Source organism: Salinimonas sediminis, assembly GCF_003429285.1.
In the GTDB taxonomy this organism is placed as follows: domain Bacteria; phylum Pseudomonadota; class Gammaproteobacteria; order Enterobacterales; family Alteromonadaceae; genus Alteromonas; species Alteromonas indica.
This window is the reverse complement of record NZ_CP031769.1, coordinates 2,947,558-2,960,935: the sequence shown is the minus strand read 5'-3', so window position 1 is coordinate 2,960,935 and position 13,378 is coordinate 2,947,558. Positions and strand designations below refer to the sequence as shown.

Genomic DNA, 13,378 nt, shown 5'->3' with positions numbered 1-13,378 from the left:
GTTCTAGGTGCCTAGTACGCCGGGGGTGTTTTGCGTCCGGCTGGCTGAGGGTTTTAATATGGTGGGCAGCGGGTTGTCCATTGCTTCTGGATAATCAAGATTAAAGTGGAGCCCGCGACTTTCTTTACGATCCATTGCACAACGCACAATTAATTCAGCCACCGTCACCAGGTTACGCAATTCAAGTAAGTTATTGGAAACTCTGAAATGTGCATAATATTCCTGAATCTCTTGTTCTAGCAGATTAATTCGCCGCAAGGCCCGCTCTAAACGCTTATTGGTGCGTACAATTCCCACGTAATCCCACATGAATAAACGAAGTTCATGCCAATTGTGTTGAATAATGACTTCTTCATCAGAATTGGTTACCTGGCTTTCATCCCATGGTGCGATATCTTCTATCTCGTGATGAATATCTAACCGTCTTAAAATATGTTCTGCGGCACTAGCGGCATACACCACACATTCCAGCAGTGAATTTGAAGCCATACGGTTAGCGCCATGTAAGCCTGTGTAGGCGACCTCGCCTATGGCGTAAACATTGTCTAAGTCGGTGCGCGCATGGGTATCGGTCATGACCCCGCCGCAACTATAGTGCGCGGCGGGCACCACCGGAATGGGCTGGCGGGTAATATCTATACCCAACGCCCGGCACCGCCGGTAAATATTAGGAAAATGCTTAACGATGAAATCAGCAGGTTTGTGGCTGATATCCAGATACATACAATCTGCCCCCAACCGCTTCATTTCGTAGTCAATCGCCCGGGCCACGATATCCCGCGGGGCTAAATCGCCGCGAGGGTCAAAGTTTGTCATAAAACGGGTACCATCGGCGTGGCACAATTGTGCGCCTTCGCCCCGCAATGCCTCTGTAATCAGAAAGTTTCGCGCTTCGGGATGGTATAAACAGGTAGGGTGGAACTGATTAAATTCCATATTGGCTACCCGGCAGCCGGCCCGCCAGGCCATGGCAATACCATCGCCACTCGACACATCCGGGTTTGAAGTATACTGATAGACTTTACTGCCGCCGCCGGTGGCCAGCGTGATAAAACGAGAACGAATGACCTCAACGTGTTCACGCTGGCGGTTCCACACGTAAACCCCCGTACAGCTGCCCGGCCGTTGGCGCGACTGTATCAGGTCAATGGCGTTGTAGCGCTCAAAAAAATGAATGTTGGGATGGTTGGCCACCGCATCATTCAACGTTATTTGTAGCGCTTCGCCGGTAGCATCTGCTGCATGTAAAATGCGGCGATGGCTATGGCCGCCTTCGCGGGTAAGATGATAGCGTTCTTCGCCCTGGGCATTTTGTTCTTTGTCAAAAGGCACGCCATACCCAATAAGCCAGGTCAGGGCTGATTTAGCTTGCTGGGCGGTAAATCGCACCGCTGCTTCATCGCATAAACCGGCGCCGGCCTGCAACGTATCTTCGACGTGTGCATCGACCGAGTCGGTTTCGTCAAAAACAGCGGCAATACCGCCCTGGGCATAGCGGGTAGAGCCTTCGTTGCGATCGCTTTTGCTCAGGACAATAACTTTACAATGGTCGGCCAGCTTCAGCGCCAGACTCAAACCTGCAGCGCCGCTGCCTATAATAAGTACATCACAGCTATGTTCAATAGACTGGGTGTGCGCAGAAGATAGTGAAGATGACACTGAATTCATGTATTTTAGCGGATAATCATTAAGCTAAGGTTCGGCAAGTCTAATGGATGAGCAGTAAAACTCAATGGGCTTGTGTGTATTGAACCGATGAATACTGTTATTTATCGAGAAATAATCCGAACTTTTTGAATTAAGCACAGTCTACTTCAATGCTTATGTGAGCTATTGAGAAGTGGAAGTACAGGAGATATGGCTCGGATGAGCGAGCAGATGACCGATCAACAGATTGTTGAAAAAGTACAAAGCGGCGATAAAAACGCGTTCAATCTGCTAGTTACTCGTTATCAGCACAAGGTTATGCATTTGGTATCACGTTACGTCAAAAATTCTGGCGATGTAGCGGATGTAACCCAGGAAGCATTTATTAAAGCCTATCGTGCGTTGCCCAATTTTCGTGGCGACAGCGCGTTTTATACCTGGCTTTATCGGATCGCGGTAAACAGTGCCAAAAATTATTTGGTTGCTCAAGGCCGCAAGCCACCTGCCAGCGATGTTGATGCAGAGGAGGCTGACTACTACGAAGGCAGTGATGCGCTCAAAGAGCAATCCACACCGGAACGCAGTCTGTTATCCAGTGAGATTGAAACTACCTTATTCCGGGTTGTTGAAAAACTGCCCGATGATTTGCGCATGGCGATAACCCTGCGTGAAATAGAAGGGTTAAGTTATGAAGAAATAGCGAACGTGATGGGCTGTCCGGTAGGGACGGTACGTTCACGAATTTTTCGGGCCAGGGAAGCAATAGATAAAGTTCTGCAACCCTTGTTAGAAAATTGAACTTTTCTGTAATGTGTCGGACTAACCTGCTGTGATAAGGTGGTGTTCGATCAGAATTGATCAGGATTTGTTTATATGACGCAACAGCAAGAAAAATTGTCAGCCTTTATGGATGGCGAACTAAATAGCAATGACATCCTGCAATCAATTAAGCAGGATCCTGAGTTGCAGGCTAAATGGCGCCGGTACCATGTTATTCGTAGTGGCCTTCGTCAAGAAGCCAGTGTGTCGCCTGAGCTGGACATAACAGCGCAAGTAGCCGCGGCACTGGCTGACGAGCCGACGATAATGGCACCGAAAAAATCACGCCGGAAACATTTACCCGTGATTGGCGATGTTGCCCCGTTTGCCCGGCAAACAGGTCAACTTGCTGTCGCTGCGTCTGTAGCGGTAGCGGTTATTTTGGGTGTGCAACAATTTAATCCGCCTGCGCCGGTAGATGCCCCGATGGGTTCAGCAACCCCGTTAATTGGTACCCCAGGAGGGCTTGCGCCGGTTAGTCTTGAGCAAACCCGGCCGGTATCAAGAAATGATATGGCGACGATGATGGAGAAAAAGCGCAAAATTAATGCGTTGATTTCAGATCATGAGCAGCAGGTTAAACTTAAGCAGTCGGCGGTCGAAGCTGAACAGGAGCAGGGCAGTCAGCCTGAAGCGCAATAGAGACTGAATGAAAGTATCATATAATAACAAGAGGTCCGGGCGGGTAACCCGGACGTCTGATTTATGCCTTTTGAAACCGGCTTACCTGTGTCTTAGTGTTGTTTTTTCCTCTTCGATTATGGTGGCATCTGCTACCGAAATATCTTCAGTTTCACCACTATCCACCCAAACCCAAACCCAAACCCAAACCCAAACCCAAACAAACGTAGAGAAAGATGCCACAGCTGGTACTATTTCGCCCTCTGACCGGCCAGCAGCCGCTAATGCTGATGATGCGGGCACCGATGAAGCTGATGTCGCTAATTATAGCGCGCTAAGCGCTAATGACTGGTTGAATAAACTGGCCACCGTAGTAAGCAGCAAGAATTTTCAGGTATCGTTTGTTCAGGCCCGTACCGGCCAGGAAACTGTCCCTTATTTGTGGCGCCATGGCGTGATGGCGGACGGTACGAGTATGGAGCAGCTAAATTTGCAAAATGGGCCCGGCCAGGAGCAAATCAGAGTGGGCAATATCGTTAGCGTGTTTGAACCGGATGTACCACCTTATAGTGTTCGTTCAGGCGTTATACATGGTCCTATTCCAGCTCAGCTGTTGCATCAGCCCACGCAATTGCGTGAAGCCTATGAGTTTGTGTTGGTGGGGCGCGCTCGGGTATCGGGCAGAACCGCGCAGCAATTACGTATTATCAGCCGCGATAACAGTCGGTTTTCTTATCAGTTGTGGCTAGATGAAATATCCGGCATGTTGCTTAAATTTAATACCCTGGATTTACAGGGTAATGTATTGGAACAAATTCAGGTCACCTCAATGGCGATGACCGCACAGCCCCATCCATATTTTTCAAAAGTCAATCAGGCATCGTTACCTCAACCTATGGCGAGCGGCCAGAGTACGCCGGCTCCGCATAGCTGGCAGGTCACTTATTTACCTAAAGGCATGGTGGAGGTAAGCCAGGATGTACGGCGCCTATCGCTCACCGGGCAAATGGTAGAGTATAAGATGTTCAGTGATGGGTTGGTGGATGTGTCGGTCTATGTGCAGCCTGCCAAACAGGCTATTGGCGCTGATTTAGCGCTGCGGCATGAACTTAACACTTTCCTGACCTTTACCAACGGATCCGCGCAGGTTACTGTGGTAGGCGAGATTCCCCTGCAAACAGCCAATGCTATGGCCCATTCGTTATCTATGAAAGAAGCACGTTAATGATTACGGAAACTGCAACAGTGATAGCCGTTAACAACGATATTGTAACGGTTGAAGCTGCTATAAAATCGACCTGCTCAACCTGTCAGGCCCAGCAGGATTGCGGCTCTGGGGTAATCTCCAGGGCGATAGCGCCAAAAGTGCAGCAATTAGATATCGCTACACCAATGTCTGTAAAAGTCGGTGATACCGTTTCTGTGGGAATACCCGAAGCCGGATTGCTTAGCGCCTCAATGTGGTTATATTTAGCGCCGCTTATATTATTTGTTGTGTCAGCGGGACTGTTAACCGAGGCGGTGCAGTGGTTAAGCTGGGGCCATGAACTTATGGTAGTGGCGGGGGCGGGGCTTATCACACTGGCCGGGTTTGTGGGTATTTCTGGCCATCTGAAAAAAGTTGATAAAAGCCGCTTCAAACCGGTTATTCTTGCGGTACTCTCGCCCGCGGCGCAAGCTCACCCGGCAGTTTAAGTCTATCTACGTCCCCGCCTGCCGTATATTCACGTCAGGCTATCCAACTTATTCGCTTTTATGCGCAGAAATAGGTAAAATCCGCACGCTCTGCGCTGTCCTTAGTTCAAACAATGGCTTTGTTCACTAATAGCGCCTGTTCAGTCTTTGCATTGGCAAAGTATTTATAACGATTAGACTTATTGCAGGTAACCTCCAGCATTATGCAACATTCGCACATACGTAACTTTAGTATTATCGCTCATATTGACCATGGTAAATCAACGCTTTCTGACCGGCTTATACAGGTGTGTGGCGGGCTAACCGAACGCGAAATGGCCGAGCAGGTGCTGGACTCCATGGACCTTGAGCGCGAGCGTGGAATAACCATCAAAGCACAAAGCGTTACGCTTAATTACACTGCCAAAGACGGTGAAACGTATCAGCTAAACTTTATCGATACCCCCGGACACGTGGACTTTTCTTATGAAGTATCCCGCTCATTGGCGGCCTGTGAAGGTGCGTTGCTGGTAGTAGACGCGGGACAGGGAGTTGAAGCTCAAACGCTGGCGAACTGTTATACGGCGATGGAAATGGACTTAGAAGTTGTGCCTATTCTTAACAAAATAGACCTGCCTCAAGCCGAACCTGAACGGGTAGCCGAAGAAATTGAAGACATCGTCGGTATTGATGCGCTGGACGCCGTGCGCTGTTCGGCCAAAACAGGGGTCGGCGTGGATGAGGTGCTTGAGGAAATAGTTAAGCGTATTCCACCACCTGTAGGCGACCGCGACAAGCCGCTACGCGCTCTTATCGTTGACTCATGGTTCGATAATTATCAAGGTGTGGTATCCCTGGTAAAAATTGTTGAAGGTGAGTTGAGCGTAAAAGATAAGATTCAGATCATGTCGAATGGCCAGGTGCACCAGGCCGATAAAGTAGGTATCTTTACCCCTAAGCAGAAAGATACGGGAATTTTACGCGCCGGTGAAGTGGGCTATGTGATTGCTGGTATCAAGGAGATTCTTGGCGCGCCGGTAGGCGATACCATCACTGTAGCGAAAAACCCGGCACAACAAATGTTACCAGGCTTTAAAAAAGTTAAGCCTCAGGTGTATGCAGGGGTGTTCCCGGTTAGCTCAGACGATTACGAAGACTTTCGTGACGCGCTTAGCAAGCTTAGCCTAAATGATGCCTCATTATTCTTTGAACCTGAAAGCTCCGCTGCACTGGGCTTCGGTTTTCGGATAGGCTTTTTGGGCATGCTACACATGGAGATTGTGCAAGAGCGGCTCGAGCGTGAGTACGATTTAGACCTTATTACCACCGCACCTACGGTTATTTATGAAGTATTGACTACCAAAGGCGAAACCGTGGTGGTCGACAGTCCTTCGAAGTTACCGGCAGTCAACGATATTGAAGAGATTCGCGAGCCTATCGTAGAGGCGAATATTCTGGTGCCACAGGATTACCTTGGCAATGTCATGACCCTTTGCGTAGAAAAGCGTGGCATGCAAACCAATATGACCTACCACGGTAATCAGGTAGCTTTAACCTACGAAATACCTATGGCTGAAGTGGTGCTGGACTTTTTCGACAGATTAAAATCCACCAGTCGTGGCTTTGCTTCCCTGGACTATAATTTTATTAAGTTCTCGGCCTCGGATATGGTACGGGTCGATATCATGATCAATAGCGAGCGGGTTGATGCTCTGGCACTGATTACGCACCGGGAAAACAGTCAGTCGAGAGGCCGCGATCTGGTAGATAAATTACGTGAGCTTATCCCCAGACAAATGTTTGATATCGCTATTCAGGCGGCCATTGGCAATCATATTATTGCCCGTAGTACGGTAAAACAACTGCGTAAGAACGTTATTGCTAAATGTTACGGCGGGGATGTCAGTCGTAAGAAAAAGCTGCTACAAAAGCAAAAAGAAGGGAAGAAGCGGATGAAGCAGGTGGGTAATGTTGAATTACCGCAGGATGCATTCCTTGCCATACTCAAGGTAGGTAAATAATGGCCAATTATTTTTCTATTCTACTGGTTATCCTTACGGTAGTTACCGGCTTGGTATGGTTGGTGGACGCGCTGTTTTGGGCGCCAAAACGTAAAGCCGCCAGCGCGGGCAGTGCAGAGGGCGAAAAGCTGCCCTATTGGGTAGACACCTCGCAGCAGATTTTTCCAGTTATTGCCTTTGTGTTGGTATTGCGTTCGTTTTTATATGAACCCTTTCAGATTCCTTCAGGCTCTATGATGCCCACTTTGCTGGTGGGCGATTTTATCCTCGTAGAAAAATACGCCTATGGCCTTAAAGACCCGGTTGTTCGGCATAAGTTTCTGGAAACCGGCACGCCTGAACGCGGCGATATTGTGGTGTTCAAATATCCCGAAGATCCGAATATCGACTATATTAAACGTGTAGTGGGCATGCCAGGTGATACGGTGATTTACCAAAATAAACAGGTGTTCATTCGGCCCAAATGTACCGGTGAAAATAGCGCAGAGTGTAAAAAACTCCAGCCCGTACCGGTTACCTTTAAAAGCCGGGGCGAATTTGTACAAAACATGGCTCCGCTGCTGCGCTACACCGAACAATTGGGGGAGGTGGAACACGATGTTTTACGTCATCCTACCCGCAAAGATATGCCAGCACGCTTTTATACTCAGCCAGGCACGCGCTCTGATGAGTGGCTGGTACCAGAAGGGGAATACTTTGTAATGGGCGACAACCGCGATAATAGCCGCGATAGTCGTTACTGGGGCTTTGTGCCCGATGCGAACCTGGTGGGTAAGGCCGTCGCTATCTGGATTAGCTTTGAGTTTGAACGTAGCGCAGAAGACCTGATTCCGGCATGGATACCTACCGGCGTGCGCTTTAACCGTATTGGTGGCATTGAGTAATGCTGGGAATAGATAAATATGTGCATCTGTCCCGGGTGCTGGATTACCGGTTTAAGAATGTTGATCTGTTAGAGCAGGCACTAACCCACCGTAGCGCGGCAAAACTGCACAATGAGCGTTTAGAATTTTTAGGCGATGCAGTACTGGGCATGGTGGTGGCGGATGCACTTTATCAGGCCTTTCCCGAGGTACCGGAAGGTAAATTAACCCGTATGCGTTCTACCTTAGTTAAGGGTGAGACCCTTGCTGAGCTGGCCAGAGAAGCCAACGTTGGCGAGCTGGTAAAACTGGGGCAGGGCGAGCTTAAAAGCGGAGGCCATCGCCGCAGCTCAATCCTGGCTGATGCAATGGAAGCGGTATTAGGTGCTATCTACCTGGACGCCGGGCTTGAAACCGTCCGGGGGGTTATTCTTAACCTATGGGATGAGCGAATTAACGCCCTTAACCCCAATGAGCATCCAAAAGATAACAAAACCCGCTTGCAGGAATTTTTACAGTCGCGCCGCCAGCCTTTACCGGTGTACGATGTTGTTAATATTTCGGGTAAAGATCATGCCCAAACCTTCGATGTCAGTTGTACCGTCAGTCAAGTAGATACGCCAGTGGTTGCTTCCGGCAATAGCCGCCGCAAAGCTGAACAACAAGCCGCCAAATTAATGCTGGAGAAACTCGAAAATGCAGCCGGATGATATACAAACACGTTGTGGCCTGATAGCTATTGTGGGGCGGCCGAATGTTGGTAAGTCGACGCTGCTTAATCGTTTACTCGGCCAAAAAGTCAGTATTACCTCACGCAAGCCACAAACTACTCGCCACCGCATTCTAGGCATAGACACTGACGGCGATAGCCAAACTATTTATGTTGACACTCCCGGGCTGCACAAAGAAGAAAAACGGGCGATTAACCGCTATATGAACCGTGCGGCCTCCAGCTCACTGGCTGAAGTAGGATTAGTGCTGATGGTGGTTGAAGGCACCCGCTGGACCGACGATGATGAAATGGTCTTGCACAAAGTACGGCAGACCGGCTTGCCAGTGTATTTGGTGGTTAACAAAGTCGATAAAGTGCAAGACAAAGAAGAACTGATGCAACAGCTGAAAATGCTGTCTGGTAAGTTTGAGTTTGAGCATATTGTGCCGGTGAGCGCGAAGCAGGGTAAACAGGTTGATGCTTTGCGTGAGTTGGTTCAACAAAGTCTGCCGCAAAACGTGTTTTTCTTTCCTGAAGATTATATTACCGACCGCTCAAGTCGGTTTATGGCTGCCGAAATTATTCGCGAAAAACTCATGCGTTATACCGGCGATGAGTTGCCCTATTCCACCACTGTTGAAATAGAGCAATTTAAAATGGCTGAGAATGGCGTATTTCGAATCAATGGTCTTATTCTGGTTGAGCGGGAAAGCCAAAAACGTATGGTGATTGGTAAAGGTGGTGGCCATATTAAAACTATCGGTGAGCAGGCTCGTATAGATATGGAACATTTGTTTGATACCAAAGTGTTTTTAGAGCTTTGGGTAAAGGTTAAACAGGGCTGGGCAGATGACGAGCGAGCACTGCGTTCGTTAGGCTACGGCGAAGACTAAGCACAGCATCTCAATACAGTAGGAGGCTTCGGGTAATGGCAATTTCTGATATGCGACGGCAGTATGCAATGGGAACATTGGAAGAGGCCTCTCTTACCGCTCACCCGATCACGTTGTTTAGTCGTTGGTTAGATGAAGCGATTGCCGCGGGGATCCCGGATCCTACTGCGATGACCGTAGCCAGTGTAGATGCCACTGGGCAGCCTTCGCAACGTATTGTTTTATTAAAAGATGTTGGCGAGCAGGGGTTTGTTTTTTACACTAACCTGGGAAGTCGCAAAGCCCGAGAGCTTAGCAGTAACCCAAAAGTGTCGCTGCATTTCCCATGGTTTTTTATGGAGCGGCAGGTTCGAATTTGCGGTACCGCCAGCAAACTAAGCCTGAAGCAAAACGCGGAGTATTTTTTTTCCCGTCCCAAAGATAGCCAGTTGGCAGCTTTTGCCTCGCGGCAAAGTCAGCCTATTTCCAGCCGTCAATTGTTGCTTACCCAGTTCGCTCAATTAAAACAGAAGTTTGCTGACAGAACACTTCCGGTTCCGGACTTTTGGGGTGGTTTTTTAGTCGCGCCGCATCAAATAGAATTTTGGCAGGGCGGTGAAGACCGTTTACATGACAGGTTCGAATACAATAAGGATGCACAGGGCAACTGGTCTACCCAACGCTTAATGCCCTAATGGCGCTGGCGCCTAACCATGCACATGATTGATAGCCACTGCCATTTAGACTTCACCACCTTTGCTGACGATCTAGCCTCTGTGTTACAGCGTAGTCGGGAGCAAGGGGTAAAACATTTTCTGATTCCCGGCACCACCGAACAAGGGTGGCAGCGCCAGCTACAACTTCACAAAGACTTGCCTGATGTTGATATCGCATTTGGTTTGCATCCTTATTTTGCGCAAACTATGACAGCTTCAGCTTTCGATACGCTGTCGCACTATGTAGCCAAACATCACCGGCAATTAGTGGCAATAGGCGAAGCAGGACTGGACGCTACTGTCGAGACGCCAATGAAAACCCAGCAAGATAGGCTTGAACAACAACTTACGTTGGCTGCTGAATATCATTTACCCATAATTTTGCATCATCGTAAAACTCATCACTTGTTAATTGAGATGATTAAACATACCCGATTTAGCCAGGGTGGGGTGATTCACGCTTTTTCTGGCAGTAAACAGGTGGCAAATACGTATATTGACGAGGGGTTCAAGTTAGGTGTTGGCGGCACTATTACCTACGATAGAGCTAACAAGACCCGCGCTACGCTGGCCCAAGCGCCTATTGAAGCATTACTACTGGAAACTGACTCGCCAGATATGCCGCTTGCTGGTTTTCAGGGGCAGCGAAATACGCCGCAACAATTACCGCGCATAGCACATGAACTTGCCACGCTGCGTGGATGCCCTATCGAACAGGTAATTGAGCAAACCAGCCGCAACTACCGGCAACTCTTCCAACGCCAATAGGATATTGGACAGGTAATTTAGCAGGGCATCAGGCGTTGCTCTGGAATGGCTCTGGCCCAAGCCCCAGCATGGCTCCGGTAAAACCGATAGCGCTCTTTCGAGGCCAGTTAAATACGCCCCCAACAATTACCACACATTGCGCATGAACTTGCCACGCTGCGTGGCGACTCCACCGCAGGTGATTGGACAAATCCGTCACCATTACCGGCAATACTTTCAGCGTCAATAGAATACTGGGCGGGTAATTTAGTAGGGCATCAAGCGTTGCTCTGGAATGGCTCTGGCCCAAGCCCCAGCATGGCTCCGGTAAAATCGATAGCGCTCTTTCGAGGCCAGTAAAATACGCCCCCAACAATTACCACACATTGCGCATAAACTTGCCACGTTGCGTGGCGGCTCCATCGCAGGTGATTGGGCAAATCCGTCACCATTACCGGCAACGCTTTCAGCGCCAATAGGATATTAGGCGGGTAATTTAGCTGGGCATCCTTTGTGACCTTGGCATGGCTGATAATGGATATTCGGGCCAACGTAACTGACTGTTCCAAAAACCTTGTGTAGGTGATGTGTTACCTATACAGCACCGATATATACTGGCTTTATACCGGAGACTCATCGTTATATTAAGCAGCAATTATTCCGGCGCGATTGCTGAGCTCTTTTGGCGCGTTATTCGGCGCTTAATGGCCGGCCGTAGGCGATAATACCAGCGCGTAGAATAGACGCCGGTAAGAAACACCAGAATGGCAACCAGGCCAGCACTTTGAAACCGCATGGCGGCCAACTCATAGGGTATTTCCAGTTGTCTCGCCGCATCACTTTTAATTTGAATATAGCCAATTACCGAGCCTGTTTGGTTGGTTATGTCGGCAATATGGACCACCGCGGGCCAGTTAGCAGTGGATGCTGTCGGTTGGTTAGGCTGGGTTAGTAATACTGTGCCCTGGGCGTCGTATACGGTAGCACTGATGACGCCGGCTTCCTGTGCAATCAGCGCCAGAGAAGGGGCCAAAGCCTGCGCATCTTGATTTTCCAATGAAGCGCCCATCAGGCGCGCATAATGCTTGGCGAGCACCTCTGCAGGTTGGTTAACTTCATGTGTTAGCCAGGCGGCCTGTTGTTTCTCATAAGTGTACCAGGCAAAGCCCGCCATAGCGCAGGCGGCAAAAAACATCACCAGATGAAACAAGCGTTTTATGGCGAAATAGCGTGTGGGCGGTGGCGTCCAGTTACGACGGCTGCGAGCAATGTTCATTGCACAATAGCAAAAATAAGATTCAGTCTCATACAGTGATAGTAGCAAGTAATCTGGTAATCCGTAAAAATTATCTTGCGGCCAATATTTCGCTGTCTGCTGGCTTGATGTAGGATATGTGGCTTTATGTTGACAGTTACAGGAAGCATTGTGGCCGCCTTACCGATTTCCCAGTTTCAGCGTTTCGCCCATCAGTTTCTGTTGGAAAGTTTTCAAACCCGTAGTGCGCTTGTCTTTAAAGCCGGGCAGTGGGAAAAACAATCCGCATTAGATGTTGAGGAATCTGGGACAGTACTTACTGTGTTTGCCCAGTCACTTAACTTTCATCAGCTTGAAGGAATGATTACCGGCTTAGCCGATACAGTAACGTTGGGAAGTTTCTCTCGCCATCCATTGTGTAACATCTACGGCGATACCGTGCTTCGCGCCCATGTTGAGGTAAATGATGCGGACAGACTGAAGGAACGGTTGGTGGCAGTCAGTCAGGCTTTTCATATCGAAGTAGGCGTTCAGCATCATCAGCCCAAGTTAGCAGAGCCAGGGTTGCTGGTAATGGATATGGACAGTACTGTTATTCAAATTGAATGTATAGACGAAATTGCCGTGTTGGCCGGACGTGGCGACGAAGTAGCCAAGGTTACCGCCAAAGCAATGCGCGGGGAGCTCGACTTTAATCAAAGCCTGATAACCCGGGTGGCCTGCCTGAAAGGGGTGGAACTCGCCAAGCTCGAGCAGATACGGGATAGTTTACCGCTTACACCGGGCATTCAGCTATTAGTAAAAGAGCTGAAAATGCGTAATTGGCGTTTGGCTATTGCGTCCGGCGGATTTACTTTTTTTGCTGATTATTTGTGCCAACGGTTGGGCCTGGATGATGCTATATCAAATACCCTAGCGGTGGAAAACGGTGTGCTAACAGGCCATGTCGGTGAAGCTATCGTCAATGCGCAGGTGAAAGCGCAGGCGATAACAGAGTTGGCTGAACAATACGCTATTGAGCCGGCCCAAACTATAGCAGCGGGCGATGGGGCCAATGATTTGCTGATGATGGACGCCGCCGCCTTGGGCGTTGCTTGTCATGCCAAGCCAGTGGTGAATGACAAAGCCGATGTGGCTATCCGGCATACCGGTCTGCACTCATTACTGTATTTTTTAGAGGTATAAATTCATTGTCTTGGTCAGCGTCAGTTGCTTAGCTCGCTTTGCCGGCGCCTATGTGGTTTTTTACTTTATCCGGTAACTTACTGAGTTGCATGGGAAAGGGCGCTTACTCGTGGCAGGGCCTCTAAGCCGCCAAAGACGTGCTGCCGCTATTGCCGTTATGCCCCTCGTTGTAGTGTTGTAGTACCAAGAATATAACGAATAGGCAGTATGTAAGCCGCACTATATCTATCGGCTATATGACCGTAC

At 49.1% G+C, this 13,378-nt stretch carries 14 protein-coding genes; 11 read left to right on the top strand and 3 right to left on the bottom strand.

The features are described 5' to 3' along the window. Positions 1-3: 3 nt before the first annotated feature. Positions 4-1,668, bottom strand: a complete 1,665-nt coding sequence (gene nadB / locus D0Y50_RS13125; RefSeq protein WP_117317338.1) for an L-aspartate oxidase — start codon at positions 1,666-1,668, stop codon at positions 4-6. Between the two features lie 198 nt (positions 1,669-1,866). Between nadB and rpoE the strand changes: the two genes are divergently transcribed. From rpoE to D0Y50_RS13075, 10 genes are all read left to right on the top strand, one after another. Continuing rightward, positions 1,867-2,445: an RNA polymerase sigma factor RpoE gene (gene rpoE, locus D0Y50_RS13120; protein ID WP_108566048.1), complete on the top strand. Its 579-nt coding sequence runs from the start codon at positions 1,867-1,869 to the stop codon at positions 2,443-2,445. 75 nt (positions 2,446-2,520) lie between these two features. Further along, complete coding sequence (locus D0Y50_RS13115; protein ID WP_117317336.1) at positions 2,521-3,108, top strand: sigma-E factor negative regulatory protein; 588 nt, start codon at positions 2,521-2,523, stop codon at positions 3,106-3,108. A gap of 7 nt (positions 3,109-3,115) precedes the next feature. After that, entirely contained in the window at positions 3,116-4,312 is a 1,197-nt protein-coding gene (locus tag D0Y50_RS13110) for a MucB/RseB C-terminal domain-containing protein (protein ID WP_232366259.1), read from the top strand. Further along, a complete protein-coding gene (locus D0Y50_RS13105) occupies positions 4,312-4,782 on the top strand; it encodes a SoxR reducing system RseC family protein (RefSeq protein ID WP_108566050.1) in 471 nt (156 codons plus the stop codon). The genes D0Y50_RS13110 and D0Y50_RS13105 overlap by 1 nt, the downstream gene beginning before the upstream one ends. A 203-nt stretch (positions 4,783-4,985) precedes the next feature. Then, positions 4,986-6,782, top strand: coding sequence for a translation elongation factor 4 (gene lepA / locus D0Y50_RS13100; RefSeq protein ID WP_117317334.1), 1,797 nt, complete (start codon positions 4,986-4,988; stop codon positions 6,780-6,782). Further along, the gene (gene lepB / locus D0Y50_RS13095) at positions 6,782-7,666 is read left to right on the top strand and encodes a signal peptidase I (protein WP_108566052.1); all 885 of its coding nucleotides are present in this window, start codon (positions 6,782-6,784) and stop codon (positions 7,664-7,666) included. The genes lepA and lepB overlap by 1 nt, the downstream gene beginning before the upstream one ends. Then, positions 7,666-8,355 (top strand): ribonuclease III, encoded by a 690-nt coding sequence (gene rnc / locus D0Y50_RS13090; RefSeq protein WP_108566053.1) that lies wholly within the window; start codon positions 7,666-7,668, stop codon positions 8,353-8,355. Before lepB ends, rnc begins: the two co-directional genes overlap by 1 nt. After that, entirely contained in the window at positions 8,342-9,250 is a 909-nt protein-coding gene (gene era, locus D0Y50_RS13085) for a GTPase Era (protein ID WP_108566054.1), read from the top strand. Before rnc ends, era begins: the two co-directional genes overlap by 14 nt. Positions 9,251-9,285: 35 nt before the next feature. Further along, on the top strand, positions 9,286-9,924 hold the full coding sequence (gene pdxH / locus D0Y50_RS13080) for a pyridoxamine 5'-phosphate oxidase (protein ID WP_108566055.1): 639 nt from the start codon (positions 9,286-9,288) through the stop codon (positions 9,922-9,924). An 18-nt stretch (positions 9,925-9,942) separates the two neighbouring features. Continuing rightward, positions 9,943-10,713, top strand: coding sequence for a TatD family hydrolase (locus tag D0Y50_RS13075; protein WP_232366258.1), 771 nt, complete (start codon positions 9,943-9,945; stop codon positions 10,711-10,713). A 257-nt stretch (positions 10,714-10,970) separates the two neighbouring features. On the opposite strand, the gene D0Y50_RS13070 is transcribed toward D0Y50_RS13075, so the two are convergent. Continuing rightward, positions 10,971-11,261, bottom strand: coding sequence for a hypothetical protein (locus D0Y50_RS13070; RefSeq protein ID WP_117317332.1), 291 nt, complete (start codon positions 11,259-11,261; stop codon positions 10,971-10,973). Positions 11,262-11,347: 86 nt separating this feature from the next. Further along, positions 11,348-11,968 carry a hypothetical protein gene (locus tag D0Y50_RS13065; RefSeq protein WP_117317330.1) on the bottom strand — a complete coding sequence of 207 codons (621 nt, stop codon included), beginning with the start codon at positions 11,966-11,968 and terminating at the stop codon, positions 11,348-11,350. 126 nt (positions 11,969-12,094) lie between these two features. Between D0Y50_RS13065 and serB the strand changes: the two genes are divergently transcribed. Then, entirely contained in the window at positions 12,095-13,132 is a 1,038-nt protein-coding gene (gene serB / locus D0Y50_RS13060) for a phosphoserine phosphatase SerB (protein ID WP_108566058.1), read from the top strand. Positions 13,133-13,378 lie beyond the last annotated feature (246 nt).

Coding starts and splice junctions, on each gene's coding strand:
- nadB (WP_117317338.1), bottom strand. CDS start 1,668: ATGAATTCAGTGTCATCTTCACTATCTTCTGCGCACACCCAGTCTATT.
- rpoE (WP_108566048.1), top strand. CDS start 1,867: ATGAGCGAGCAGATGACCGATCAACAGATTGTTGAAAAAGTACAAAGC.
- D0Y50_RS13115 (WP_117317336.1), top strand. CDS start 2,521: ATGACGCAACAGCAAGAAAAATTGTCAGCCTTTATGGATGGCGAACTA.
- D0Y50_RS13110 (WP_232366259.1), top strand. CDS start 3,116: ATGAAAGTATCATATAATAACAAGAGGTCCGGGCGGGTAACCCGGACG.
- D0Y50_RS13105 (WP_108566050.1), top strand. CDS start 4,312: ATGATTACGGAAACTGCAACAGTGATAGCCGTTAACAACGATATTGTA.
- lepA (WP_117317334.1), top strand. CDS start 4,986: ATGCAACATTCGCACATACGTAACTTTAGTATTATCGCTCATATTGAC.
- lepB (WP_108566052.1), top strand. CDS start 6,782: ATGGCCAATTATTTTTCTATTCTACTGGTTATCCTTACGGTAGTTACC.
- rnc (WP_108566053.1), top strand. CDS start 7,666: ATGCTGGGAATAGATAAATATGTGCATCTGTCCCGGGTGCTGGATTAC.
- era (WP_108566054.1), top strand. CDS start 8,342: ATGCAGCCGGATGATATACAAACACGTTGTGGCCTGATAGCTATTGTG.
- pdxH (WP_108566055.1), top strand. CDS start 9,286: ATGGCAATTTCTGATATGCGACGGCAGTATGCAATGGGAACATTGGAA.
- D0Y50_RS13075 (WP_232366258.1), top strand. CDS start 9,943: ATGCACATGATTGATAGCCACTGCCATTTAGACTTCACCACCTTTGCT.
- D0Y50_RS13065 (WP_117317330.1), bottom strand. CDS start 11,968: ATGAACATTGCTCGCAGCCGTCGTAACTGGACGCCACCGCCCACACGC.
- serB (WP_108566058.1), top strand. CDS start 12,095: ATGTTGACAGTTACAGGAAGCATTGTGGCCGCCTTACCGATTTCCCAG.